Source organism: Pseudophaeobacter leonis (assembly GCF_002087335.1).
Taxonomy (GTDB): Bacteria; Pseudomonadota; Alphaproteobacteria; order Rhodobacterales; family Rhodobacteraceae; genus Pseudophaeobacter; species Pseudophaeobacter leonis.
The window spans coordinates 1-26,707 of sequence record NZ_MWVJ01000012.1 but is presented as its reverse complement, the minus strand read 5'-3'; the positions used below and the strand labels follow the sequence as shown (position 1 = coordinate 26,707).

The 26,707-nt window shown below is 58.9% G+C and carries 16 protein-coding genes and 9 pseudogenes; 5 read left to right on the top strand and 20 right to left on the bottom strand.

What is annotated here, in order from left to right:
• Window positions 1–180: 180 nt before the first annotated feature.
• On the bottom strand, window positions 181–324 hold the full coding sequence (locus tag B4968_RS24050; protein ID WP_241525565.1) for a hypothetical protein: 144 nt from the start codon (window positions 322–324) through the stop codon (window positions 181–183).
• Entirely contained in the window at window positions 303–1,052 is a 750-nt protein-coding gene (locus B4968_RS04685; protein ID WP_241525563.1) for an NAD-dependent epimerase/dehydratase family protein, read from the bottom strand. Before B4968_RS04685 ends, B4968_RS24050 begins: the two co-directional genes overlap by 22 nt.
• A gap of 199 nt (window positions 1,053–1,251) precedes the next feature.
• Here B4968_RS04685 and phaR point away from each other — a divergent pair.
• Window positions 1,252–1,825 (top strand): annotated as a pseudogene (gene phaR, locus B4968_RS04680) (polyhydroxyalkanoate synthesis repressor PhaR).
• 242 nt (window positions 1,826–2,067) lie between these two features.
• Here phaR and B4968_RS04675 read toward each other — a convergent pair.
• The 15 genes and pseudogenes from B4968_RS04675 to B4968_RS04605 all read right to left on the bottom strand — a co-directional run bounded on the left by B4968_RS04675 (window position 2,068) and on the right by B4968_RS04605 (window position 18,222).
• Window positions 2,068–3,276 (bottom strand): DegT/DnrJ/EryC1/StrS family aminotransferase, encoded by a 1,209-nt coding sequence (locus B4968_RS04675; RefSeq protein WP_083097048.1) that lies wholly within the window; start codon window positions 3,274–3,276, stop codon window positions 2,068–2,070.
• 213 nt (window positions 3,277–3,489) lie between these two features.
• Window positions 3,490–4,799: pseudogene (locus B4968_RS04670) on the bottom strand (NAD(P)/FAD-dependent oxidoreductase).
• 199 nt (window positions 4,800–4,998) lie between these two features.
• Window positions 4,999–6,358 (bottom strand): annotated as a pseudogene (locus B4968_RS04665) (glutamine synthetase family protein).
• Window positions 6,358–7,038: a type 1 glutamine amidotransferase gene (locus B4968_RS04660; RefSeq protein WP_083097046.1), complete on the bottom strand. Its 681-nt coding sequence runs from the start codon at window positions 7,036–7,038 to the stop codon at window positions 6,358–6,360. Before B4968_RS04660 ends, B4968_RS04665 begins: the two are co-directional and overlap by 1 nt.
• 60 nt (window positions 7,039–7,098) lie before the next feature.
• Window positions 7,099–8,417, bottom strand: a pseudogene (locus B4968_RS04655) (glutamine synthetase family protein).
• Between the two features lie 157 nt (window positions 8,418–8,574).
• Window positions 8,575–9,381 (bottom strand): ABC transporter permease, encoded by an 807-nt coding sequence (locus B4968_RS04650; RefSeq protein ID WP_083097044.1) that lies wholly within the window; start codon window positions 9,379–9,381, stop codon window positions 8,575–8,577.
• Window positions 9,378–10,210, bottom strand: a pseudogene (locus B4968_RS04645) (ABC transporter permease). The gene B4968_RS04650 and the pseudogene B4968_RS04645 overlap by 4 nt, the downstream one beginning before the upstream one ends.
• A gap of 143 nt (window positions 10,211–10,353) precedes the next feature.
• Window positions 10,354–11,064, bottom strand: coding sequence for a transporter substrate-binding domain-containing protein (locus B4968_RS04640; RefSeq protein ID WP_083097042.1), 711 nt, complete (start codon window positions 11,062–11,064; stop codon window positions 10,354–10,356).
• Window positions 11,065–11,169: 105 nt separating this feature from the next.
• A pseudogene (locus tag B4968_RS04635) lies at window positions 11,170–11,956 on the bottom strand (ABC transporter ATP-binding protein).
• 138 nt (window positions 11,957–12,094) lie between these two features.
• On the bottom strand, window positions 12,095–12,862 hold the full coding sequence (locus B4968_RS04630; RefSeq protein WP_083097040.1) for a phosphate/phosphite/phosphonate ABC transporter substrate-binding protein: 768 nt from the start codon (window positions 12,860–12,862) through the stop codon (window positions 12,095–12,097).
• Window positions 12,859–13,299, bottom strand: a complete 441-nt coding sequence (locus B4968_RS04625; RefSeq protein WP_083097038.1) for a tellurite resistance TerB family protein — start codon at window positions 13,297–13,299, stop codon at window positions 12,859–12,861. Before B4968_RS04625 ends, B4968_RS04630 begins: the two co-directional genes overlap by 4 nt.
• Window positions 13,300–13,305: 6 nt before the next feature.
• Window positions 13,306–13,767 (bottom strand): tellurite resistance TerB family protein, encoded by a 462-nt coding sequence (locus B4968_RS04620; RefSeq protein ID WP_083097036.1) that lies wholly within the window; start codon window positions 13,765–13,767, stop codon window positions 13,306–13,308.
• Between the two features lie 172 nt (window positions 13,768–13,939).
• Entirely contained in the window at window positions 13,940–14,233 is a 294-nt protein-coding gene (locus B4968_RS04615; RefSeq protein WP_083097034.1) for a DUF1330 domain-containing protein, read from the bottom strand.
• 223 nt (window positions 14,234–14,456) lie between these two features.
• A pseudogene (locus tag B4968_RS04610) lies at window positions 14,457–17,623 on the bottom strand (valine--tRNA ligase).
• 164 nt (window positions 17,624–17,787) lie between these two features.
• A pseudogene (locus tag B4968_RS04605) lies at window positions 17,788–18,222 on the bottom strand (Lrp/AsnC family transcriptional regulator).
• A 106-nt stretch (window positions 18,223–18,328) separates the two neighbouring features.
• Here B4968_RS04605 and B4968_RS04600 point away from each other — a divergent pair.
• The 3 genes and pseudogenes from B4968_RS04600 to B4968_RS04590 all read left to right on the top strand — a co-directional run bounded on the left by B4968_RS04600 (window position 18,329) and on the right by B4968_RS04590 (window position 22,884).
• Window positions 18,329–19,480 (top strand): annotated as a pseudogene (locus tag B4968_RS04600) (type III PLP-dependent enzyme).
• Window positions 19,481–19,529: 49 nt separating this feature from the next.
• Window positions 19,530–21,824 carry a xanthine dehydrogenase family protein molybdopterin-binding subunit gene (locus tag B4968_RS04595; protein WP_083097032.1) on the top strand — a complete coding sequence of 765 codons (2,295 nt, stop codon included), beginning with the start codon at window positions 19,530–19,532 and terminating at the stop codon, window positions 21,822–21,824.
• Window positions 21,805–22,884 carry a T6SS phospholipase effector Tle1-like catalytic domain-containing protein gene (locus B4968_RS04590; protein WP_083097030.1) on the top strand — a complete coding sequence of 360 codons (1,080 nt, stop codon included), beginning with the start codon at window positions 21,805–21,807 and terminating at the stop codon, window positions 22,882–22,884. Before B4968_RS04595 ends, B4968_RS04590 begins: the two co-directional genes overlap by 20 nt.
• Before the next feature lie 110 nt (window positions 22,885–22,994).
• On the opposite strand, the gene B4968_RS04585 is transcribed toward B4968_RS04590, so the two are convergent.
• On the bottom strand, window positions 22,995–23,486 hold the full coding sequence (locus B4968_RS04585; protein WP_083097028.1) for a PaaI family thioesterase: 492 nt from the start codon (window positions 23,484–23,486) through the stop codon (window positions 22,995–22,997).
• Window positions 23,487–23,591: 105 nt separating this feature from the next.
• Window positions 23,592–24,461: a methylenetetrahydrofolate reductase [NAD(P)H] gene (gene metF / locus B4968_RS04580; RefSeq protein ID WP_083097026.1), complete on the bottom strand. Its 870-nt coding sequence runs from the start codon at window positions 24,459–24,461 to the stop codon at window positions 23,592–23,594.
• A 96-nt stretch (window positions 24,462–24,557) separates the two neighbouring features.
• Here metF and B4968_RS04575 point away from each other — a divergent pair, with 96 nt between their 5' ends.
• A complete protein-coding gene (locus tag B4968_RS04575) occupies window positions 24,558–25,463 on the top strand; it encodes a LysR family transcriptional regulator (protein WP_083097024.1) in 906 nt (301 codons plus the stop codon).
• A 60-nt stretch (window positions 25,464–25,523) separates the two neighbouring features.
• Here B4968_RS04575 and B4968_RS04570 read toward each other — a convergent pair whose 3' ends face one another.
• Entirely contained in the window at window positions 25,524–26,561 is a 1,038-nt protein-coding gene (locus B4968_RS04570; RefSeq protein WP_083097022.1) for an NADP-dependent oxidoreductase, read from the bottom strand.
• Window positions 26,562–26,707 lie beyond the last annotated feature (146 nt).

Sequence of the window (26,707 nt, the reverse complement as noted above, 5' to 3'; positions counted from 1 at the left end):
CCCTGCCTATGATCCAGTGACACCGTGTAAAAAGGACAGGTCTCCTCGACCTGTCCTTTTTCGTTTGGCCATCTCGCATCTCGCATCTGGCCATCTCGCATTTGGCTATCTCGCATCTGGCCTGTGCGCAAAGCGCAGCTTGGTGCGCGCCGGAACGGGGTTGCTTTGCACTAGCTGGTTTCAGAAACGGGCTTGGGTAAAGTCGCTTATCTCGGGCACCCAGCCGCAGGTCTCATGGATCTTTTCAGCGCGGATTTGTTGGTCCAGTGTCGGACCCTCGGCCCAGGCGCCGTATTTCTGCATCACATGTTTGCGGTTGCGCACCACATAGGCGCCGCATGGCGGTGGCGCGTGACGATCTCCGTCAGGATTTCCTGCACCGGCACGCCAGATTGGGCCGCGACATTATAGTGCCCGCCAAGGCCGGGACGCTCAATCAGCATCCGGTAAGCGCGGGCCAGGTCGCGACGATGAACCAGCGGCCAGCGGGTGTGAAGGCTGCCCCAGACTTCGAGCGGCAAGCCGACAGAGGCCTGTTGCAGCATACGCGCAAAAACGCCGCCACCGCTTTCATGGTAGACCATGGCAGGATGCACCACGCAGCAGTTCAGGTTTGGATCTTCCAGCAGACTGCCAGCGTTCTGCTCCATCCAGGCAAAGGCCGGAATTGGGCGGCGGGCACTGGTCTCACTGGCGATCAGGTCGCCGGTTTCTCCATAGAGCCAGCATCCCCCGGTATAAAGGACACGCAGAGGCTGCCTGCGTCGCCGGGCCTCTTGGCCTATGGCCTCTATGGTGAGGCTATCAACCGCCCCCATGTTGTCTTCAAAGGTGCAGGCCACCTGAATGACCGCATCAGCGTTTTGCAATGCATCATACCAGCCTTTGGGCGCGCGCAGATCGCCCTGAACGGGCCGCGCGCCAAGGGCTGTGAGTTTTTTGGCTGAGGCCTGCGAACGGCAGAGGCCGACAACCTGATGATGGGCGGCGACCAGTTCGGCCGTCACGGCGCTGCCAATGGAGCCTGTGCCCCCAAGGATCAAAATGTTCAACCCGCATCTCCTGTTACTGCGGTGACCTTTCTAAAACCTCAAGTACAGTTGAGCTCAAGCGGAATTTTGGGGTGTATCAAGTGGCAATGGTCCGGTTCGCGAGAGCGCCAAGCAGACCAACCTGTTCTGCAGGCTTTTCTTTTGTGCTGCGCTCGCATAGTCTTTTTTCTGCAATGCATCATGTCCGGGGAGGGACAGTATGGCGGATAATGAAAAACCCCTGCTGAAACGATATGCCAGTCGGCGTTTGTACAACACCGAGACCAGCGACTATGTCACTCTGGAAGATATTGCGGGGTTTATCCGTGAGGGGCGTGAGGTCCAGATCGTGGATCTGAAATCGGGCGATGACCTCACGCGGCAATATCTGTTGCAAATCATTGCGGAACACGAAAGCCGCGGCGAGAATATTTTACCGGTGAACGTGCTGAACGATTTGGTCCGCAGCTATATGCAGCCGGTGGCGGGATGATGCCGCAGTTCTTGCAGACCTCGTTTGATATATGTTGCGTGATAGCCAATCACAAATGGTCGAAAACATCTCCGCAATGAGCCCCATGTCTCAGGTGCCGGGTTTTGACGCGCTGAAACAGCAGCAAGAGGCCTTTTTGAAAGCGATGACCAGCGGGCTACCGGGTGGTTTGGCTGGCGGATGGGGCAGCCCTGCTGCTGCTCCTGAAGATACCAGCGCAAAAGAGGGCAGTGGCGAAGACCTGGATGCGATCAAACGCCAACTGTCGGAATTACAGGAAAAGCTGTCCAAGCTGAAATAGGCGTCAGCTGTATCAAGGTTGGAGCTGAAGACAGGACCTGAAGACTGGACCAAAACCCAAAAGAGGCTCCGAGGTTTTCGGGGCCTTTCGTTTTTGAGGCCGATGTGTTGATGCAAGGCTAGGTGGCCAGATAAAAAGAGGGCGAGGCTCCCGCCTGAAAGCCGCCCCCAAAGGGGGCTCTTTCAGTTGGGCCCGGCAGCGCGCCAAGGCGCGCTGCGCAACCGGGATATGGCAAGGGTGCTTTATGCGGCGACGCGGGCCATGGTTGCGGTAACTGCACCAAGCAGGATTTCGGCAATCACATCCAGTTCTTCGCGGCTTAAACGCACGGGCAGCCGGACATCGCAGGCCTGCATCAGCATGGCTCGGGTTTGCGGCAGCTCTGGCAAATCCTTGATGAATTGCCAGTTCCAGAAAGCGCGCGCATTGTCGGCGGAGCGGCCAAAGATCTGCACCTTGACACCAGCCTCGGCAGTGGCCTGCGAAAACGCAGTGATCTGATCGTCGCTCATGCCCACCAGATTGAACTGAATTGAATCCGGGGCGCGTTGCTCTGGCCCAAGGGGCGCGGGGACGTTGAAGAAAGGTGAGCTGTTCAGGCGGCCCGCAACATAGTCGTGATTTTTCAAGCCATCCCGCACCCTGCGGGTCAGCTCTGGCAGCTGTGGGCGAATGACGACCGCCGAGAGATTGCTCATCCGCAGATTATACAAGGGCAACTGGTTCTGCCACTTGCCAAAGGCATTGGCCAGATCAGGGCTGTTGTCGCCTTTTGGCCCCTTATGCTTTTGCCAGTTGTGTTCATAGGCGCCTGACATGATCACGGCACGCGCCACCAGCTCGGCGTCATCTGTGATCAGGCTCCCGCCCTCGCCGGCGTTGATCATCTTATAGGACTGAAAGGAAAAGCAGCCGATCTTGCCCAGAGTGCCAATGTTTCGTCCGTTCCAGGTGGTGCCGAGAGAATGGGCTGCGTCCTCGATCACCGGAATGCCGCGTGCGTCACAGAGGGACAAAATCGCATCCATATCAGAGGTATGGCCGCGCATGTGGCTGATAATGACGGCCTGGATGTCGGCCGCAAGGCGGGCCTCAAAATCGGCCATGTCGATGCGATAGTGCTCGCCAACTTCGCATAGCACCGGGACGCAGTCGGCATGCACCACCGCCGAAGGCACGGCGGCAAAGGTGAAGCCGGGGATCAGGACGCGGGCATCACGGGGCAGGTCCAGCGCTTTCCGAGACAGAAACAGAGCTGCCGAACAGGATGACACAGCCAAAGCATATTTGCAGCCCAGCAGAGCCGCGAATTCCTGCTCCAAAAGCGCAACCGGTGCGTCTGCGGGGGCTGTGTAGCGAAACAGATCGCCAGATTTCATCAAAGCGTCGATGGCGGCACGGGCAGAGTCTGGGATTGGCTCAGCATCATGGACATTCGGAGGCAGAGACATATTTCAAATTCCTGAATTATGGTTTTTGAAAATATAAAACAAGGAGGCGGCGCTGCCAAGGGGGCAGGGCAAATTCGATGCAATGGTCGGCGAAATTTCACAGATTTGTTACGAGGCGCGCCAGGGAGCGCGGGCTACAGGCTCAAAACGGAAAACGCCCTGTTCAGGCAGAGCTGAAACAGGGCGCATGACGGCTTGGAAATCTTTGCTGTTTTAGAGACCGATGCGGTCGCGCAGGGCATACCAGGTCATTGCCAGGGCCAGAAGCGGTGAGCGCATGGCAGGTCCGCCCGGGAAGCTGGGAGCCGGTATTTTGGCCATTGTCTCAAACCCCTCGGCCTCGCCCTGTACAGCGCGGGCCATTAACTGGCCTGCATGGATCGCGGTGCCAACGCCATGACCCGAATAGCCAGAGGCCGACAGCACGTTTGGTGCAAGGCGCGCCAGATAGGCATGCGTTTCATGGTGATGCCCAGCGTGCCCCCCCAGGCATAGTCGATCTTTACGTCGGGGAGATGCGGAAAGACCTCTGTCATCGGCTTGCGCACCACGGCCTCAATATCGGCAGGGAAGCGGTAGCCGTAGCTTTCGCCACCACCAAACAGCAGTCGCTTATCATGGCTCAGGCGGAAATAATTGACCACGAACTTACTATCGGCAACCGCTACATCGCGGCGCAACACGCGGCTGGCTTCCTCTCCCAGAGGTTCGGTCGCAACGACGAAGTTGTTGATTGGCATGACCTTTGCAGCGACCTGGCGGTTGAGGCCGCCAAGATAGCCGTTGCAGGCAAGGAACAGTTGATCAGCGCGGACCTCGCCGTTGGCAGTTTTGACGCGCAGCTCAGCCCCCTCTTGGATCTCCAGCACTTCGCTGTTTTCATGCAGGCGCGCACCGGCACCTGCGGCGGCGCGGGCCAACCCGAGGGCGAGGTTCAGAGGGTGCAGATGGCCGGCTCCGTGATCCACCATGCCGCCTTTGTAGGCCGGCGAGGGGCACATCTGCTGGCACTCTTCTTCAGTCAGAAGCTCGACGTCGCCATAGCCATAGTGATCCTGCAGATGGTGAGCATAGTCATGCAGATGCGCCACGTCTCTCTTGTTTGAGCCCGTCCAGGCCACACCGGGACGCAGGTGGCAGTCGATTTTATGCTTGCTGATAAGGGATTTCACCAGCGCTTTGGCCTCTTCCCCCAACTGCCACAGCGTTTGCGCCTCGGGGGCGCCGACAAGACCTTCTAGACCTTCCTGGTCCAGCCTTTGTCCGCTGCCGAGCTGGCCCCCGTTACGCCCGGAAGCGCCAAAGCCAACTCTGTGAGCGTCCAGTAAGACCACATCCATTCCGGCCTCAGCCATATGCAGCGCAGCCGAGAGCCCGGTATAGCCGCCGCCGATGATGCAAACATCGGCACGGATCTCGCTGTCAAGCGTTGGATAAGGATCTGGGGGCGTTGCTGTCGCAGCATACCAGCTGTTGGGATATGTGCCCTTCCGGTCATTGGAGTGCAGCAGGTTCAAAGCCATTTTTTCACCGTTTTGTCAGCAGGACTGTTCGCAGGGGCACAGCGCAGGCGTGTTAGGTCTGCGCCCAGCAGCACCCAGGCCTGTGAGGCCAGGAAGGAATTTTAATTTGCCCGCCACGAGGGTCGCTATTCAGAGAAGCTGCCACCGAAAGAGACAGTGGCAGCCAGTTTTCTCAACACCAGTTTTCTCGACGACAGGCCTAGACGTTCATCAGCAGATGCTCGCGCTCCCAGGGGGAGATGACTTGCAGAAACTCGTCATATTCGGCGCGTTTTACAGTGCTGTAGACGCGGGCAAACTCTGGTCCCAAAATCTCGTGCAGCTCGGTGGCGGCTTCAAAAACGATCCAGCGCACTGCCCATGACCTGAGGAATGTCGCCTTCCCCTTCATAGGCATTGCCTTTGAACTGGTTGCCCGGGTTCTTTTTCTGCATCAAGCCCAGGTAGCCACAGGCCAGGGAGACCGCGATGCCGAGGTAGGGGTTACAATCCATACCCGCGATCCGGTTCTCTACCCTGCGGGCCGAAGGGCTGGAAAGCGGAATGCGAATGCCGGTGGTCCGGTTGTCGCGGGCCCATTCCAGATTGATTGGCGCGGCGTGGTCCTTAACGTAGCGCCGGTAGGAGTTCACATAGGGGGCCAGCACCGCGATGCCTGCGGGCAGATGGTTCTGCAGACCTGCGATAAAGTGGTAAAAGGCCTCGGTCTCTTCGCCCGCATCATCGGAAAAGATGTTTTTGCCGGTCTCAACATCAAGCACCGAGTGGTGGATATGCATTGCTGAGCCTGGCTCGTTCTCGATCGGCTTTGCCATGAAGGTGGCAAAGCAGTCGTGGCGCAGCGCGGCTTCGCGGATCAGCCGTTTGAAATAAAACACCTCATCGGCCAGTTTGACCGGATCGCCGTGCAGCAGGTTGATTTCCAGCTGTCCGGCGCCACCTTCCTGGGTGATGCCGTCGATTTCAAACCCCTGGGCCTCGGCAAAGTCATAGATATCGTCGATCACCGGGCCAAATTCATCCACTGCCGTCATGGAATAGGCCTGGCGCGCGGCTGCAGGTCGGCCAGAGCGGCCCATCATGGGTTCGTTCTTTTTGGCAGGATCAATGATGCGGGCGACCAGAAAGAACTCCATCTCAGGCGCCACAATCGGCTTCCAGCCCTGATCATGATAGAGCTGCACGACGCGTTTCAAGACGTTGCGCGGGCTATAGGCAATCGGATTGCCTGCGCGATCAAAGGCGTCGTGGATCACCTGCAGGGTCCAGTCACCGGTCCAAGGGGCTGCGGTGGCGGTGGACATGTCCGGGTGCAGGGTCATGTCTTTTTCGATCCAGCCGTCTTCATCGGCGGCCTCAGCCCAGTCACCGGTGATGGTCTGGTAAAAGATGCTGGCAGGCAGGTGAAAGAAATCCTGCTTGGAGAATTTTGACGCCGGCACTGCCTTCCCACGGGCAGTGCCGGCGAGGTCCGAGATGACGCATTCTACTTCGTCGAGACGACGGCCCTCCAGATAGGTTTTTGCCGCTTCGGGAAGATCGTCAAGCCAGGCTGACATCAAGTCCTCTCTTGCTTCATAAAATCTGCGAGGAAGGTTGCAATAGATAGGGAGTCGACGGGGGCATCAAGGCCTTGGGCAGCCTGATCCAAAACATCATCGGGCACCACACCCCGGCCGCGTTTCTCGATCAGCCCACCGGTGAATTCGTTGCGAAACTCGGGGTGGGGCTGCAGGGTCCAGATGTGGTCGCCATAGGCGAGAACGCCATTTTTACAAAAGTCATTGCCGGCCAGCACGCGCGCCCCGGCTGGCAGCTCAACCACCTGGTCCTGATGCCAGGCGTTGAGGGTCAGTGGCTTGCCATCCTGCTGATAGGTGACATGGCCCACCGCCCAGCCGCCGTCATATTTGGCAACCTTGCCACCCAAAGCCTGGGCAATGATCTGATGGCCAAAGCAGATGCCGGGCATGGGTTGCTTTTTGGCGTGGATCTCGCGGATCAGCGCCTCTAGCGGCGCAATCCACGCGTGATCCTCATAGGCGCCATGGCGTGAGCCGGTGATGATCCAGCCATCGGCGGCTGCGGCGCTTTGCGGGAAGATGTCATCCACCACGGCATAGGTTTCAAACTCAAAGCCGTGGCCGGCCAGAAGGTCACGAAACATCTGGTCATAGTCCCCCGAAGCCTCAATGAGGTCGTCAGGAGCGTGGCCAGTTTGCAAAATGCCGATTTTCATAGTTCACCAGATTTGATCATATTTTAGCAGGCTGAGGTCGATGCCCCAGGCAATCCGTGTTTATACCGCCTCCAACCAGCTGAGCCAATGCCGCTCTTGTGGCATGTCAGCAAAGCCAGCAAGCTCTTGTCGTTTGGTCATGGCGAGGTTGCAGATCATCATCTTTGGCAGGATCCGGGCAATCAGGGCACTGTCTTCAAACAAGGCAATCGCCGCCTCCCAGTCCGCAGCCAGCTGCGGCAGACCCTCAATGTCGTAGATATTGCCGGTTGAGGCGGGCGGCGGCACCATTTCATCCTCAATGCCCAGCATGGCGGCGCCTAGCACCACCGAGAGCATCAGATAGGGGTTGATGTCGCCACCGGCGGTACGGTGTTCAATACGGCGCGCCTTTGGGCTTCCACTGGGAATGCGGATGGCCGCCGTGCGGTTTTCATAGGCCCAGGCGGCTCCGGTTGGGGCATGGGCGCCGGGCACCAGACGCTCGTATGAGTTACCATGCGGTGCAAAGATCAGCGTGCTGGCAGGCATTGCGGCCAGACAGCCGGCAACCGCCTGGTGCAACAGCTCGGAGCCGGTCTCGGTGCCATCATCAAAGACGTTGCGGCCTGTCTCGTCCACCACCGAGAAATGCACATGCATACCGTTGCCTGCCTCCTGTGCATAGGGTTTTGCCATAAAGGTGGCGGCCAGCCCGTGCTTGCGGGCAAGCCCTTTTACCAAAGCCTTAAACAGCCAGGCATCTCGGCGGCGCGCAGCGCGTTCTGGTGGTCCAGATTGATTTCAAACTGGCCTAATCCTGCTTCTGAAATGGCGGACTGGGCCGGAATCCCCATCTCATCTGCGCCATCATAAAGATCGGTGAAAAAGGCATCAAAGGCGTCCAGCTCGGCGACGGAAAGAACGGATTGTTGTGCCAGTTTGCGACCCGTATGGGGATGGGCGGGGGGTCCGGGCTCGCTGCCGCTGTCGTCGACAAGATTGAATTCCATCTCGGTGGCCGCCAGGACAGTCCAGCCACGCGCCGTGTAGCGCGCCAGAACCTGCGCCAGAATCTGACGCGGATCCCCCAGGAACGGCGCGCCATCTTCGCGCTCCATTACCATGGGGATCAGGGCGGAGGGGCTGTCAAGCCATGGCATCGGCACCGGGCCACGATCCGAGGGCTTAAGGATGCCATCAACGTCACCTGTTTCAAACACCAGCGGGCTGTCTTCCACGTCGCGGCCCCAGATATCAACGTTGAGCGTCGACAGCGGCATCCGGGCGGAGCCGTCACTGAGTTTGGCCGCCAGCGTGGCAGGCATGCGTTTGCCGCGCATTTGCCCGTTCACATCACAGGCGGCAATGCGGATGGTTTTCAGCGTGGACAAATCCATGGTCGGCTCCTTGGGTGGCGTAGCGCATTTGTATCGCAGGATCTCAAATCAGCCAAGAGAATTTGATCAAAAGTTTGCGATTTGCCGCAGGCAGGCCAGGACGTGCCATAAAAAATGGCTCCCGAGGGAGCCATTTTAGCCGTGAAATTTTGATCTTTTAGCGCAGAAGGTTCGGTTTGAACTTCAATTTGGGCCGTCTGTTTGGCGGCAGGTGGCGGTTCAGCCATGTGTTGACCATGCCAAAAAGCGAGATGATGACCAGCGTCAGCAGAATGAAATAGAAGGCCAGGATCGGGTAGGGCACAAAGGGGTTGAAGGTCTTGTCGGCAAAATAGTTGGCATAATACAGCGCGTCGCCCTTTTGCTGCCAGGCGGGAAAGCCGGAAAAGAACACCAGCGTTGTGGCGTGAAACAGAAAGATCGCCTCGTTGGTATAGGCAGGCCAGGCCAGGCGCATCATGGTTGGCCACATGACTTCGCGAAAGCGCGACCAGCCTGACAGCCCGTAGGCATCTGCCGCCTCGATATCGCCTCTGGGGATCGACCGAAGGGCGCCATAAAAGATATCGGCGGAATAGGCGGCAGTGTTGAGGAACAGCACGATCAGCGCCCCGGCCCAGGCCGAAGACAGCGGGTCAAAAACGCTTGAAACACTTTTCAGGTTCAAAAACAGGAAATAGGCAAAGAAGAACTGGATAAAGAGGGGCGATCCGCGGAACAAAAAGATAAACCATTCCGCTGGTTTGCGCGCCCAGGGGGGGGCTGCGTTTTTGCCAACCGCCAGAAGATTGGCCAGCACAAACCCAGTCACAACGGCAACCACGCCAAAGTAGATGTTCCACATCATCCCCGAGCCAATCAGCGTGAACTGCTCGCACAGGGTGAAATCACTGCGGGGCAGCAGCCGTTCGCCATAGCCAAAGGCGCGAAAGGCGTAGTCCTGGATGGTTTGATAGCAGCTCATGTCGCTTTCCTTTGCGCATCACCGCCCAGGGTGGCTTGTCCGTGAGACAACCGGTTGGTTATCCGTTTCAGCACCACCTCGGATACACGGGTGAACGCGAGGTAAAAGACCAAAAGCCCAAGGAAATACCACATCCGCCAATCCTCGTGGGGGTAGGCTGTGAACTTGGCGGTCTTGCTGCCTCCCAGCTCGCGGGCCCAATAGACAATGTCCTCAACGCCGAGCAGAAACAAAAGTGGCGTGGCCTTGATCAGCACCATCCAGAGGTTGGACAGGCCCGGCAGCGCATAGGTCCACATCTGTGGCACCAGAATGCGCCAAAAGGTTTGCCGCTGGCTCAAGCCATAAGCTTCGGCCGTCTCGATCTGGTTCTGCGGCACCGCTTGCATGGCGCCAAACAGCACATTGGCGGCAAAGGCGCCAAAGACGATGGCGAATGTCAGCACGGCCAGAGTGAAGCCATAACTCTCATGCACCCATTGTGGCGAGGAGCCCAGGGGCATCTTGGCCGCTTCGCAGACAATAAAGTCGCTGCCCTGGCGAATCGGTTCATCCCAGTCGGGGCATTTCACCTTATGACGCAGATATTCGATGCCCTGATCCAGAGCGATAACAAAGAACAGGAAAAGGCGATGTCAGGCACACCGCGCACCACGGCGATATAGCTGCGGCCCAGCCAGCTGAGCGGCGCAAAATGCGCGCGCGCCGCCATAGCACCACCAAACCCGAACAAAAGAGCGGTTGGGGCAGCAATGGCCAGCAGCAAAAGCACGGTGCCAAAGGAGAGATAGAATCCCATGTGCTTGCCGGTGGTGAGATAGCAGCTCATCCACTGGAAGGTCTCCAGAGTGGAGGGATCTGTACAAAAGGAAAAAATGGCGGACCTCATCACTGGATCGGCGGGGGGCCAAAACGTGTAAAGGGAGGCAGATGCCCCCCTTTATCAAGAGCGTAGCAGTGGGGCGTTCTGGATTACCAGGTGCCGCCAACTTCCCATTTTTCGATCAGGGTGTTCAGGCTGCCGTCTTCCTTCATCGAGGTGATGGCGGCGTCGAACTTGCCACGCATCTCGTCATCGCTTTCACGGAAGGCCATGCCGATACCACCACCAAGAGGCACATCGTCGCCCACAAAGATCAGATCCGAGGCTTCGACGGCGGGCTCAAGGTAGTCTTTGTCAGCGATAACCGCATCGGCTTCGCCAGCGCGGACCGCCGCCAGTGTCTCATCGGGGGTTGGGTATTCAACCAGAGTGGCGCCGGTGTCGACGACGTGGTTGGCCTGAATGGTGGCCGTCTGGGCGGCGATGATACCACCGTTCAGATCCACATCGGCAGAGAGGGCGGCATAGGCCGAAGGCGAGGGAGGCGTGTAGCCCTGGGTAAAGTCCACAACCTCTTCGCGCTCGTCGGTGATCGACATGCCGGCGATGATGGCGTCATAGTTGCCGGACACCAGGTTTGGAATGATCGAATCCCAGTCATTTGTAACCCATTCGCAGGTCAGCGCGGCGCGTTTGCACAGCTCGTCGCCCAGTTCGCGCTCGAACCCGTCAACTTCGCCGTTGTCGTTGAGGAAGTTGTAGGGAGGGTAGGCGCCTTCGGTGCCAAGACGCACGGTGTCCGCGAGACCCATGCCAGCAGTCAGAGCCAGAACGGCGGTGCCAAGAATAAGTGATTTCATGTTGGTACTCCCAGTTTTTGATTTACCAGTTTTTTGATTTGGTCTTTGTCGTTTCTTTTGCACAGCACACGAGAGGCGGCGTCGCGGCCAGGTGCGGCGCTTTGATCAGAGCAGCTGTGCGTGGCGGGTCGGTGTTCAGGAAATTCCGCAATCGTTGTGATTGGGTATTGCCAAACACCTCATCGGCGCTGCCTTTTTCCTCGATGACACCCTGATGCAGGAACACCACGGTGTCCGACACATCGGCCGCAAGCCGCATGACGGGGGTCACGATCATCATGGTGCGCCCTTCGGCGGCAAGATCCTTGATCACCTTGATCACTTCCTGCTCCAGCTCGGGGTCCAGGGCGGATGTCGGCTCATCAAACAGCAGCGCTTCGGGCTCCATGCACAGCGCACGCGCAATGGCCGCACGTTGTTGCTGGCCACCAGAGAGCTGCGCCGGGTAGACATCGCATTTATCTCCGATGCCAACCTTGTCGAGATATCTACGCGCAGAGGCCTCGGCCTCGTCCCGGTCACGCCCCAGCACGGTCACCGGTGCCTCCATGACGTTTTGCAGAATTGTCATATGGGCCCAGAGATTGAACTGCTGAAACACCATAGACAAATTGGTGCGAATGCGCAGCACCTGTTTAGGATCGCTTGGACGCCGCGACAGGCCCTTGCCTGTCCAGGTGATCGGCTCACCCTTAAACAGGATCTCGCCCTGCTGGCTGTCTTCTAGCAGATTACAGCAGCGCAACAGGGTCGACTTTCCCGACCCGGATGAGCCAATGAGCGACACCACATCGCCGCGATTGGCGGTGATGCTGACACCCTTGAGAACTTCCAGCTCTCCATAGGATTTATGCAGGCTGCGGATTTCGAGTACAGGTGCCGGATTGGTCAAAGCGGTTTCGCCCAGTTGTGGAAAACTGACCCTAATTGGACCGAAAAAATGTATGAATGCAATGTTAAAACCGGGGGCTTTAAATGCGAAATAGGCGAAATGGCTAAAAAAATACTCCAAAACGGAAGCTGTTGCGCGCTAGCTACGCGCCTTGATCTTTAGCGCTGTCAGGACTGGGCCGGGCGGCGTGGGAACGGCCAGATACTCACTGGTGGGAATATGCCGGAAACCGTTGAGGTGCAGTTTTGCGCGCGTATCACGGTCCAGAGAGGAGATGGCGGATTTTATGGCGATAAAAAGCTTTTCCGGGTCTTGTTGCAACGAGGTGATAAAGGGCAGGCCCGGCGTCGGTTCGGTGCGGGTAATCACCGTGAGGTCGGCGGCAAAATCGTCGTATTCTTCTATCATGGTCCAGGTGAGCAGATCCAGCGCGGCAAAATCCGCCTCTCCCTGCGCCACGGCGCGGGCCGAGGCGCGATGGCCGCCAGTCTCGATCAGAGCGCCGGGCAGAATGTTCCGGTCCTGCATGTGAATGAGCGGAGCGGCCCAGCCGGATTGCGAGAGCGCGTCATTATAGGCAAAGCGGCCGCGGTCAAAGTCCTCCAGTCGCGGCGTGCCTGTTGATTTTCTGGCGACAAAAACGCTGCGATAATAGCCTTGCGGACAATCGGGCAGACCATAATCAGGCGTGCCAACCAGCTGGACGTCACCATAGAGCCGGGTGCGAAAGGGGCGGCCACAGGTCTGTGCCAGCAGCAGGTTAGGGGATTGCCAGGCGACCCAGGGATCTATGTCGCGCTGCAGTGCGTCGGGACCCTGGCCAAGATTGGCCCGAATGGCGGCCCAAAAGGCATCATTGGCCGCCGCCGTTTCCGGCCGGTCATACATACCGAGATATGCAATCATGCAGAGGCCTCCACCCGTTGCCGCGCCTTGGCACTTTCCAAATCACTGACGCCCAACAGGTTTGCGGACAGCCGCATCAGGGCATCCTCGCCGGCCTCGCGCTTGCCATCCGCCAGCACCACCTGCCAGAGGGCTTCGACCACACCGATGCGGTCTTCAAACGCGACGGCGTCTTTGATGGCGCGGGTAAAGCGCACGGTATCCGGGGCTTCGGCTTCCATGGCCTCGGCTTGTTCGCGCAAAATGATGGCGCCGCCGATATCCTGACCATAGCGGTTGTGGATAATCCGGTCGATCCGGTCTTTTTCATCTTCAGAGTAGTTGTGGTCGGATCGTGCGATCCGGACCAGCAGAGCAATCAGAGCCAGACGGGCACCGTCATCCGTCAGGGGCTCTGGTGCCGGGGCCATCAAGCGGGCCAATAATTCTTTAAACATCAAATATCACTCGTTCTCTAAGCGTGTCACAAGTTTGGCCAGGGCTTTGGCGCGTGCGGCTTCGTTATCTGCAAAGGAGAGTCCCATTGCCTTGTAGGCTTCCTCAAGGATGCGAACCTCACCCTCATGTTCGTTTTGGTCCGCCAAGACGACCTCCCACAGGGCATCAAGGGCCGCCAGGCGCTCGTCCAGCCCCGTGGTCTCCCGGATCAGGCGGCCAAAGGTATCGGTTTCCGGGGCGGCAGAGTGCAGTTTTTCACAGGTGGCCCGCACCTTGGCAGCCTCAATGGCGTCATGCTGGTAGAGCCGCGCCAGAATGCGATCAATCAGGCTGATTTCTTCCAGCTTATAATCACGATCCGACTGCGCCACCCGCACAAGCAATGCCCCCAAGGCCAGTTCCGCGTCAGGATCCGGCAAGGCCGGGGTCTCAGTGGGCCGGAAGGCCTGAAAGAGCTTTTTGAGCATGCGCGTGACACTCCGTCAGTTTGTGGCCGGGGCTATTGGCAAACCTGCAGGGCCGGATTTCAATCAGCGTTGGATGGATCTCTCGGACAGACAGACCCGGAAGGGCGGCGCAGAGTGACGCGTTGACTGGCGCAAATGCTACGCGGAGTCATGTCAAACCTGCACCTCATTTTTAGCCGTCATAGCCTTCGATAATCTCCATGTCACCGGTTGCAACCGGATCGCGCAGCGCTTTGGCATCTTGATAGGCAACACAATCATAACATGCTTTTGCGGTAGCGATATCCTTGAATTCAATCACAACGGTGCGGGCCCGCATTTTGCCTTCGCGGACTTCTTTTGCGCCGCCACGGACCAGAAATTTGGCGCCATATTCGGCAAAAGGCGCCGCATTGGCAGATACATAGTCTTTGTAGCGCTCCATGTCGTCGACATCGACATGTGCAACCCAATAGCCTTTTGGCATTTTTGAAACTCCCTCCGGTAACTTGGGACAAGCTGATACAGAATTGGCGCAAAGACAATGGTGCGCTGATAGGCTTTTTCCCCGTAAGTAGGAGAGCTTTTCGCAAATTTCCATAAAAAGGCGCTCTGCACGAAAAACGCCCGCAACTCGGCGGGCGTTTCCAGTATCTTGAATCTGTGCGTGCAGGCCCGTCAGGGCCTCAACCGGGGCCTCAACCAGAGCCTCAGCCAAGTTCTTGCAGACGTGACAGTGCCTCTCTGATTGTGGCTTCTTCTTCTTCGCGCAGGCTCAGGTTTGCGCGCGCTTCTACCACAACCTCATCCGGCGCCGAGGCGATAAACTTTGGATTGTTTAGCCTGCCGCGCAAACCGCCCAACTCCTTGGCAAGTTTGCCGAGGTTTTTTTCAAGACGGGCTTTTTCGGCGTCCACATCAATGATCTCTGCCAGCGGCAAGCCAAAGCTGGCCCCCGGTGCGGCGACGCTGGCGCAGCCTTTGGGGAAGCTTTCGACCTGATCAAGGCTGACCACGCGGGCTAGTTTTTTGATCATGCCTTCATTGGCCTCCCAGGCGGCGCGGGCCGCCTCATCAAACTGCGTCACCAGCATAGGGATCTTGGAACCTGCAGGCACGTTCATCTGAGCCCGGGCCGAGCGGATGTTTTCGATCACGGTGATCACCCATGTCATCTCGGTGTCGGCCGCCTCATTGACCAGCTCAAGCCCATATGTGGGCCAGTCCTGATGCACCAGCATGGTGTCGCGCTTGGCGGTCTTGCCCCACAGCTCTTCGGTGATGAAGGGCATGATAGGGTGCAAGAGCACCATGCATTGATCCAGCACCCAGCCTTCGTCTGACGGGTTTCGGCGATCACGGCTGCGTCTTCCGAGCCAAACAGCGGTTTAGAAAGCTCGATATACCAGTCGCAGACCTTGCCCCAGACGAAGGCATAGAGGTTGAGGGCGGCATCGTTAAAGCGGTAAGCCTCCAATGCTGCGTCGACCTCAACACGGACCTTGGCGGTCTCGCCAATGATCCACTGGTTGACGGCTGCTTTTGCGTCGGGGCAGGTGTAGCCGGGTTTTGTCTCGTCATAGACCTCGTTGAAATTGGCGAAATTCACCGCATTCCACAGCTTGGTGCCAAAGTTGCGATAACCGGCGATGCGCTGCATATCCAGTTTCAGCACGCCCCCCAGTGAGGCCATGGCAGCATTGGTAAAGCGCAGCGCGTCGGCGCCGTATTCATCAATGATTTCCAGCGGATCCACCACGTTGCCGGTGGATTTGGACATCTTCTTGCCCTTGGCGTCGCGCACCAGCCCATGCAGGTAGACGGTGTCAAAGGGGATGCGTTCCTTGACCGGCAGATCCTGATCCAGAACCGCCATCTGCATCATCATCATGCGGGCGACCCAGAAGAACAGAATGTCTTGCCCCGTGACCAGCGTCGAGGTCGGGAAGTATTTCGAGGTCTCTTCCGTCCATTCGGGCTAGCCCAGGGTGCCAATGGGCCAGAGGCCAGAGGAGAACCAGGTGTCCAGCACATCGGGGTCGCGCCAGATGGGATAGGCCAGTTTGGTCGGGTCCTGGGTCGTTTCATACTCAGCCAGGGCGGCCGCGAATAGCTTGATGGCCTCGGCACGGGTCTCGACTTCGACCACATTGGCGTGGTTAAGCGGGGTGGGCAGACCAACCAGGATATCGTCGAAATGTGACTTAACGCTGCCAAAGTCTGGTGCGCAGCGGTTGGGTTCATCACCTATCAGTAGTTTTTGTTCCCACAGTAGCCGGAGGCTTTCGACCAGATCCAGCGCACCATCGCCTTCATCATCGACAAACCCCTCGCCAGACAGGTCAAAGCCATACCAAACCGGGATCTGGTGGCCCCACCAGAGCTGGCGCGAGATGCACCAGGGCTCGATGTTTTCCAGCCAGTGGTAATAGGTCTTCTCGCCCGACTCCGGCAGGATCTTGACGGTGCCGTCTTTGACAGCATCCAGTGCGGGGCCGACGATCTTGTCGGTCTCAACAAACCACTGGTCGGTCAGCATCGGCTCAATGACGACCTTGGAGCGGTCGCCAAAGGGCTGCATGATCGGCTTGCTCTCGACATAGGGCACGGTCTCTGAAACCTCAGTCTCGTTGCCCTCGTCATCCTTTACGGTTTTGGTCTCGGTCACCATCACAGCCAGACCCTCGGCGGTGATATCAGCAATCACGCGTTTGCGGGCCTCAAACCGGTCCAGACCGCGGTATTCTTCCGGCACCAGGTTCATCGCAGCGATGCTGGCCTCGGTGAACGCGGCCTCGCCATTGGCAATCGCCTGCGCTGTTGCGGCTTCCTCAACATAGGGCGCGCCATCGGCACGCATATTCGCCTTGGTGTCCATCAGGTTATACATCGGAATGCCGCCGCGTTTGGCGACCTGATAGTCGTTGAAATCATGGGCGCCGGTGATCTTCACCGCACCTGATCCAAAATCCTTGTCGGGGTATTCATCGGTGATGATCGGGATCAGACGGCGCTGCGCCTTGGGGCCGACGGGGATTTCACACAGCAGGCCGACGATGGGCGCGTAGCGCTCATCAGATGGATGCACTGCAACCGCGCCGTCACCCAGCATGGTTTCGGGCCGTGTGGTGGCGATAGAGATATAGTCGCGCTCTTCTTCGAGGGTGGCGTTGCCGTCCTCGTCCTTCTCGATGTAGGTATAGGTGGCACCACCTGCGAGCGGGTATTTGAAGTGCCACATGTGGCCCGGCGTTTCAATGTTCTCGACTTCGAGATCCGAGATTGCGGTCTCAAAATGCGGATCCCAATTTACCAGACGCTTGCCGCGATAGATCAGACCCTTGTTGTACATCTCAACAAAGACCTTGATCACGGCGTCGTGGAAATTGGGCGAATTCTCGTGGCCCACGCGGGTGTCCCCGGCAGCGCCGGCCATGGTGAATGCGGTGCGGTCAAAGTCGCAGGAGGCACCAAGGCGCTTCAACTGCTCAATAATGGTGCCGCCGGACTGCTCTTTCCATTCCCAGACCTTCTCGAGGAATTTTTCACGGCCCAGTTCAACCCGGCTGGGCTGTTGGGTCTTTGCCAGTTCGCGCTCGACAACCATCTGCGTGGCGATACCGGCGTGGTCGCATCCCGGCTGCCAGAGGGTGTCAAAGCCCTGCATACGCTTCCAGCGGATCAGGATGTCCTGCAGCGTGTTGTTAAAGGCATGGCCCATATGCAGCACGCCGGTGACATTTGGCGGCGGGATCATGATGCAATAGGCCGAGGCCTCGGGCTTGGCATTGGCGCCTGCCTTGAAGCAGCCCGCCTCTTCCCAGGCTTTGTAAAGGCGGCTTTCTGCTTCGGCCGCGTCGAATGTCTTGTCTGCCATGAGGGTCGTCCTGCGTCGGTTGAATAGGGGGTTGGCGACCCCAATAACGAATGGGCGCGCAAAGGGAAAGAGAAAGGGAAAGGGATGGCGCGGTATGGTCGCTGAAATACCAAAGTCCGCGTGACTGCGTTCAGGCAGGCAGGTGTCGCTAGGCGGGCAGCCAGCTAGGTGGTGCGGTCCAGTTTGGTGGCCAGATGGATCAGGCTCTCTGAGGATTTCACACCGCGCGCCTCGCCAATGCGGTCGATGGTCTGATCCAGATCTGCCGTGGTCTGCGCCACCACCTGCGCCAAAAGGTCAAACCTGCCGGATGTGGTATGTACCACCTCGACCCCAGAGAGACTGCGCAGGCGCGCAAGCACCTCTGGCCCCGCGCGTGGCTCAATCGAGATAAGCACCGTTGCCTGCAGCGGCGGGCGCATGGCGGCAGAGCTGCGTAGCGTATAGCCCTGAATCACCCGGTGTTTTCCAGCCGCTCAATGCGCGCCTGCACCGTGGTGCGGGCCAGGCCAAGAGCGCGGGCCAGATCTGCAACCGGGCGACGGGCGTTGTTCGCGCAACAGGGCCAGGAGGCGTTGGTCGGTTTCGTCGTTTTGCATGATCTTCCTGCGATATGGCGATATTTTTCGTCACTTTAGGCGGAGTGCCGGGAGAAATCGACGCCAAAGCGTCGGAAACTGAGGGAAACACATGAGGTTTTCCCAGATGCAGCAGATTCCCCCCCTTTGGCTTGACCCTGAAACACATCTGGCGCGGCGCAGGCCTGACCAGCCGGTCCTCTATTTCTCGCCACGGGTGCTGCACCAGGTGGCCGAGCGGTTTCAGGCGGGCTTTAACGGGCTGGTGACCTATGCGGTAAAGGCCAATCCGCATCAGGCGGTTCTGTCCAATCTGGTGGCCGCAGGCATTGATGCCTTTGATGTCGCCTCGCCGCTTGAGATGCAGGCGGTGCGCCTCGCCAGTCCGGACGCCGCACTGCACTACAATAATCCGGTCCGCTCTCAGGCCGAGGTTGAGGCCGGCATTGCCTATGATGTGGCCAGCTGGTCGGTGGATGAGCTCACTGAGCTAGGACAAGCTGCAGGCGGTGCCGCGCCATAAGGAAATCGCGGTGCGCTTTGCCCTGCCGGTAGCGGGCGCGGCCTATGATTTTGGCAGCAAATTTGGCGCCTCTCCCGAAGAGGCGATTGCGTTGCTGCAGCGTGTCGCGGTCGCAGGCTGGACGCCGGCGCTTTGTTTCCATCCCGGCACCCAATGCGAGGATGCCGCAGCCTGGGTACAGTACATTCACGCCGCCAAGGAGATTGTTGCGGCCTCCGGCGTAAGTATCGCGCGGCTGAATGTGGGGGGGGGCTTTGCCGCCAACCGGGATGGGCAGGCGCCGGATCTGGATAAGGTTTTTGCCGCCATCAATCAGGCAACTACCGAGGCCTTTGGCTCTGAGCCACCGCAGCTCATTTGTGAGCCGGGGCGCGCCATGGTGTCCGAGGCCTTTACCCTGGCGGCCCGGATCAAGGGTATGCGCCGGGGCGGTGAGGTGCTTTTTCTCAATGACGGGATTTATGGCGGCCTGGTGGATATCCGCGACATGGGCCTGCCGGGCCGGGTTGAGGTGGTGAGCAGTGCGGGCAGGCATCGCGCCGGAGACCGTCGCCCTCGGGTGGTCTTTGGTCCCACCTGTGACAGTCTGGACCGGCTGCCGGATGGCCTGCCGCTGCCTGATGATGCTGAAACAGGCGATTATGTTCTCTTCCCCGGTTTGGGCGCGTATTCTTCCGCCATGAGCACGAGTTCAATGGTTATGGTCTCTCTGACGTGGCGACGGTGATAGAGCTCTCTGGACAAGCGCGCGTCTGAAGCTAATGTCCCCTTGGAAAGCACCAGCCAGCGCGAACAGGGGGCGAGCATGGAAAAATTTGGGAAAAGTCAGCCAGTCAAACGGGTCGAGGATGTCCGGTTTCTGACCGGTCATGGCCACTACATTGAAGACTGTGCTCCTGCGGGCGCTTTGCGGGCCTGGGTTTTGCGTAGCCCCGTTGCTCATGGCACGATCACCGCGCTTGACCTCGACGAGGCCCGCGCAGCTGACGGGGTGCGGATGATTGTCACGCTGGCAGACCTGCAGGCGGCGGGTCTGACCACCACCATGGATGCCACTGTGGTGAAAAATCGCGACGACAGTGACGGGGCTGCGCCTGCGCGCCATATGCTGGCAGGCGAGCGGGTGCGCTTTGTTGGTGAGCCAATTGCCGTGGTGATTGCCGAGACACTGGATCAGGCCCGCGACGCAGGCGAGCTGATCGTGCTCGACATTGAGGATCTGCCGGTCAAGCTGGACCTGCAGGCGGGCGGAGAGCCGCTGCACCCCGAGGCACCTGACAATAGCGCCTTTGACTGGGGGATGGGCGATGAGGCCGCAACCCAGGCGGCCTTTGACGCGGCAGCCCATACCGTGGCGCTACAGGTCGAGGACAATCGCGTCATCGTCAACCCGATCGAGCCACGCGGCTGTTTTGCCAGCTGGGAAGAGGGGCGTTTGCACTTTACCTATGGTGGGCAAGGCGTCTGGGCCGCCAAGGCGCAGCTGGTCGACAAGCTTGGCCTGGAAGAGGCACAGGTTCATGTGGTCACCCCCGATGTCGGCGGCGGCTTTGGCATGAAGGCGATGACCTATCCGGAATATTTTGTGCTGTCACATGCCACAATGGCGCTGGGAGAGCCGGTGTTCTGGATGTCGGATCGCACTGAGGCGATGCTCAGTGACAACGGTGGCCGCGATTTGACCTCATTGGGTGAACTGGCCTTTGATGAGGACCTGAAGATCACCGCCTACCGGGTGCAGACCCGCTGCAATCTTGGGGCCTATAACTCGCAGTTTGGCCAGCCGATCCAGACCTTGCTGTTCAGCCGGGTGCTGGCCGGGGTTTATGATATCAAAACCGCCTGGCTGCAGGTGGAGGGGATCTATACCAATACCACGCAGGTTGATGCCTACCGTGGCGCTGGGCGCCCCGAGGCGATCTATGTGCTGGAACGGGTGATGGACCGGGCCGCGCGCGCGCTGGGCGTGGATCCGTTTGAGCTGCACCTGCGGAACTTTATTGCTCCTGCGAACTTCCCCTATGCCACCGTGACCGGCGAAAGCTACGATGTGGGCGAGTTCAATATGGTGCTGTCGCGTGCCGTTGAAGAGGCGGATATGGCTGGGTTTGCCGCGCGGCGTGCGGCAGACGAAAGCGACGGAAAACTGCGTGGCGTTGGTCTGTGTTACTATATCGAAAGTATTTTGGGTGATCCTTCGGAAGGTGCAGAGGTGGAATTTCTTGAGGATGGCCGGGTGAACATCTACGTGGGGACGCAAAGCAACGGGCAGGGGCATGAGACTGTCTATGCCCATTTCCTGGCGGCCCAGACGGGTATTCCCGCCGAGATGATCTCGACCATTCAGGGCGACAGCGACCGCATTGCCAAAGGCGGCGGCACGGGTGGGTCGCGCTCGGTGACCACCCAGGCCAATGCGACGCTGGCCACGGTGGATGTGATGGTTGCAGCCTTTACGCCGTTCCTGGCCGAGGAAATGGGTGTCGAAGAAGAGGCTGTAAATTTTGATGGGGAGACCTTCCGGGCGCCCGGCTCTAACCTTACGCCGTCGATGCTGGAGGCGGCCGACATGGCCCGCGCGCAGGGGCGTGTTGAGTTGCTGCGTCACGCGGCGCGGGCGCAGCTGCCTGGGCGCTCGTTTCCGAACGGCGCTCATATTGCCGAGGTTGTGATTGACCCGGAGACCGGGGTGTCTGTTGTGGACCGCTATACGGTGGTTGATGATTTTGGCAATCTGATCAACCCGATGCTGGCCGAAGGTCAGGTGCATGGCGGGGTGGTCCAGGGGCTGGGACAGGCGATGATGGAGCATGTGGTCTATGATGATGAGGGCCAGCTGCTGACGGCCTCCTTTATGGACTACGCGATGCCACGCGCCCGTGATGTGCCGATGATTGGCTTTACGTCCGAGCCGGTGCCGTCAACCGAGAACCCGATGGGGATGAAGGGCTGCGGCGAGGCCGGAACGGTTGGGGCGCTGGCCGCGGTGGCCAATGCGGTGCAGGACGCGACCTGGAACCGTGGATTGCGGCAGGTGGACATGCCGTTCACACCGCTGAAACTATGGGAAGCTTTGAAGGATGGTACTGAAGCGGCTTAGCAAATACCTGCTGGGATGGGTCGGGCGCCCCTTGCGCTCGGAGCATTCCGGTGAGGCAAAGCTGCGGGGGCCGCAGGCCCATGTGATCATTCTGGATGGCACCATGTCGACCCTGGAGCCGGGGCATGAAACCCATGCCGGCAGGCTTTATCAAATGTGCCGCGAGATGGGGGCCGAGGTCTCGGTCTTTTATGAGGCCGGGGTGCAATGGACCGGCTGGACAAGTGCGCCGGATGTCATGATGGGACGTGGCATCAATCGTCAGATCCGCCGGGCCTATGGCTATCTGGCCTCGCGCTACCGGCCCGGCGACCGCATTTATCTGATGGGGTATTCGCGCGGGGCCTATGCGGTGCGCTCGCTGGCTGGCGTGATTGGCGAAGTCGGCCTGTTGCGGGCGGAGCATGCCACAGAACGCAATATTCGCACCGCCTACCGGCACTACAAGCAGGCGGGCTCTGCTGAGATTGCCGCTGATTTCCGCAGGATTTTCTGTCACAGCAAGGCCGACATAAAGATGATAGGGGCCTGGGACACGGTAAAGGCGCTGGGCCTGCGCCTGCCGCTCTTGTGGCGCTGGGCAGAGAGCCGCCATTCGTTTCACAACCATGAACTTGGCGACCATGTTAAAAATGGCTATCACGCGCTGGCGCTGGACGAGACCCGCGACGTTTTCAAACCGGTTCTCTGGGTCTGCCCAAAGGGCTGGAACGGGCGGATTGAACAGGTCTGGTTTCACGGTGCACATGGCGACATAGGCGGCCAGCTGGCCGGGCGTGAAGAGGCGCGGCCTCTGTCCAATCTGCCACTGGTCTGGATGCTTGAGAGGGCCGAGGACTGCGACCTGCCTCTGCCGCAAGACTGGCGTATGCGGTTTCCCGTCAATCCCAAGGCACCGTCAATCGGAACCTGGCAGGGCTGGGGCAAGATCTTTTTGCTGCGCAGTAAGCGTCAGGTTGGGCTGGATCCCAGTGAGAGACTGCACAACAGCGTTCAGGGGGGTGAGATGCACAAAAAACAGACCAGCCGACTATCTGGCCTGACGGGGAATGCTCCCTAGGTTCCCTGCCAGACCGCCAGCCAGATCTTCTGTTTCCCCCTGAAGCAAAAGAGCAAGGGGGGGCAGGTTGTCAGGCCTTTCCTTGCCGAGAGACTGCCTGAGCTGTCTCGCTAGTTTTTCTTGCCAGAGATATTCATTACAATGCAGGTGGTTGAGCCGGTCGCGTAGAGCTTTCCGTCTTGCACCCCGCGGATTTCGCCATGGGCGACACCGGTTGAACGGCCAACGTGGTCGATCACGCCAACGCAATCTACGGTCGTGCCAAGCGGAATGGATCGCAGGATATTGATCTTGTATTCCAGCGTTGTATAGGCTGACCCCTTTGGCACGGCCGTCATCACGGCACAGGCCATGGCGCTGTCCAGCAGGGTGCCGTACCAGCCACCATGCACGGTGCCCATCGGGTTTGTCACCGAGAACTCTGGCGTGCCGCGAAACACCACGCGGCCTTCGCAAACCTCATGCAGGGTATAGTTCATCTGCGCGCCAATGGGCGGGCCGGGCAGGCGTCCGTCAAGAATGCCCTGCATGAATTCCAGCCCCGACATCTGGGTGATTTGCGCCACCGACAAAAGATCATCAGGAGATTTTGCGAGTACCATGTCACGGCCCTTTTGTGCTTTTCCAACGGAATACTCAGAGGCAGGCGCCTCAGTGCGTTCCTTTTTGGAATGACCTTAACGGGCGGGCTGAGGTGGCAACAAGCTTTACGCTACGTTCTCCAAGGAGACCTTTGGCGTAAGCCCAAGGGCAAAGCAGACATCGCGGGTAAGTTCCGGGCGGTTGAGCGTATAGAAATGCAGCTTTTGCACGCCTTCCTCCAGAAGATCAGAGCAGAGCTCGCTGCAGATAGCCGTGGCCAGCAAATCCTGACGGTCATCGCGCACGGCTTTGTCAAAGGCATCATCCAGCCAGGTTGGAATCACGGTGCCGCAGCGCTTGGCAAAATTGCGGGCGCCTTTCCAGTTCTCAATCGGGAAAATACCGGGGACCAGTGTGTCGCCATCAATCCCGGCCTTGGCGCAGGCATCGCGAAACCGCAGGAAGGTCTCCGCCTCAAAGAAAAACTGCGTGAGCGCCTCAGTGGCGCCGGCATCCAATTTGCGCTTTAGCCAGTCAACATCGGCCTGGGCATTTGCCGCCTCGGGATGCTGATCCGGGTAGGCACCAACGCGCAGGGTAAATTTTCCTGTCTCCGCAAGGGCTTCGATAAGCTCTACTGAGTTGGCAAAGCCATCGGGATGCGGCGTGAACTCACCTGAGCCCTTTGGCGGGTCACCGCGCAGCGCGACGATTTCATTGACACCGGCCGCAGCAAAGTTCTCGGCCACCTCAAGGGTTTCGGCCTTGCTGGCATTTACACAGGTGAGGTGGGCTGCAACATTGAGACCAGAAGACGAGTGCAGTGTTTTGACCGCATCGCGGGTCAGATCCCGGGTGGTGCCACCAGCGCCATAGGTGACCGACACAAAGCGTGGATCAAGCGGCGCCAGAGTTTGCACAGTGTCCCAGAGCCGAAAGGAGGCCTCAAGAGATTGCGGCGGGAAAAACTCAAATGAAATCTCGGGGCTCGTCATGACTTTGATCTCCAGTGGATTTCACCCCTTGTTGCACGTGCGGCATTGTGAGACAATTTCATAATTCTCAAGAACAACATGAGCTGAGTTGAAGTAATGCATATCGAGTTTCGCCACCTGCGCACCATCAAAGCCATTCATGAGGCCGGTGGGTTGGCCCGGGCGGCAGAGCAGCTCAATATCACCCAAAGCGCGCTGAGCCATCAAATCAAAGGCCTGGAAGATCAGGCCGGGGTGGAATTGTTCCTGCGGCGCTCAAAGCCGATGAAGCTGTCGGCGGCGGGTCTCAGATTGTTGCGCCTGGCCGAGCAGGTCCTGCCGCAGGTTGAGGCGACCCAGGCGGAATTCTCCTCGTTGCGCGATGGTCATGCGGGGCGGATGCATATCGCCATTGAGTGTCACGCCTGTTTTGAATGGCTGTTTCCTGTGCTCGAAGGCTTTCGCAAAAGCTGGTCTGACGTGGATGTTGATATTCGTCCGGGCCTGGCCTTTGACGCGCTGCCGGCCTTATTGAAAGAGGAGGTGGATCTGGTGGTCTCGTCAGACCCCGAAGATATTCCCGGTGTCGATTTCATCGAGCTGTTTGATTATAAGGCGGTGTTTGTCGCCTCCTCGCAGCACCCGCTTGCCAAGAAAGCCTATATCGACGCCGAGGATTTTGTCGACCAGACCCTGATCACCTATCCGGTGGATAAAACCAAACTTGATGTGTTCAGCCAGTTGCTGATCCCGGCGCGGGTAGAGCCAAAGAGCATTCGCCAGATCGAGCTCACCGCAGTCATTCTGCTGTTGGTTGCGTCAAATCGCGGGGTTTCTGTCTTGCCGGACTGGGTGGTGCGCGAGGTGAAATATTCCTCGGACTATGTGACGCGCCCCCTGACCAAAGGCGGCATCACCCGCAGTCTTTATGCCGCCATACGCAGTGATGACCGGGATAAACCCTATATGCAGGAGCTCATCCGTCTGGCCAAGGTCGAGGCGCGAAAGCTGCAGCAGCAATAGAGCTGTGCCTGCGCCCCAGCCGTGATCTTGGGCGGGGCGCCAGGCATTTCAGGATCTCAATCAGACCAGCTTGACGATCTGCTTGCCGGTGTTGCCGCCGGTCAGCATCGACATAAAGGCGGCAGGGGCGTTCTCCAGACCCTCGGCGATATCTTCTGCAAAATGCAGCTCGCCCTTGGCGACCATGGGGGCCACTTCCTTTAGGAAGTCAGGGTAGCGGTCGAAATGGTTAGAGATGATAAAGCCATTCACCGACAGGAACTTCACCAGGATGTTGCGCCAGATGTTTGGCCCGGTGAGAGCCTGATCGCTGGCGCCTTCGCCCAGACCGCCTGCATTGTACCAGGCAATCATGCCGCAGATCGGGATGCGGCCATTGATATTCATCAGTGGCAGAACCGCTTCCAGCACCTTGCCGCCGACGTTTTCAAAATAGACGTCGATGCCTTTGGGGCAGGCCTCTTTCAGGTCTTTGCGCAGCGCGCGGGCATCGCCGTAGGCCCGGTGATCCAGGCAGGCGTCAAAGCCAAAGGTCTCAACCGCCATTTTGCATTTGTCCGCGCCCCCCGCGAGGCCAACAACGCGCAGGCCTGCCTTTTTGGCCAGCTGTCCCACCATGGACCCCACAGGGCCCGTGGCGGCCGAAACACCCAGATTTTCCCCGGCCTGGGGCCGCCCATAGGCCGACAAGGCATGCCATCCGGTAAACCCTGGCATGCCCAAACCGCCGAGGGCGGCAGTGATCGGGCCTTGTTTCGGGTCCAGCTTGCGCAGCTCTTTGGCGGGCAGGCAGCCGTGGCTGGCCCAGCCGAACATGCCAAAGGCAAAATCACCAACCTCGAAATAGGGGCTGTTTGAGGCGAGCACTTCGCCAACGCCACCGGCCTCCATACAGCCGCCAATGGGCACCGGGGCGGCATAGGATTTGGCATCATCCATACGTCCGCGCATATAGGGGTCCAGCGACATATAGTGCACCTTTACAAGAACTTCGCCTTCGCCGGGCTGCGGCAGTGGGCTGCTCTCGAGGCGAAAATTCTCTGTGGGCGCGCTCTCGGGGCGGCTGGCCAAAACGATCTGTTGCATCTGTGCGGACATTGGTCTCTCCCTGTTGTGGTCTGCTGCAGGCTGTCGCCTGCGTGTCTCGTTTGGTGAACTGTGTCGTTCAGTTATGCCTTTGACAACTGTCGCCTGTCTGTGACCCTGCGGAAAAACCTCCCTAGCCCCCGAAGAGATGCCTGGGC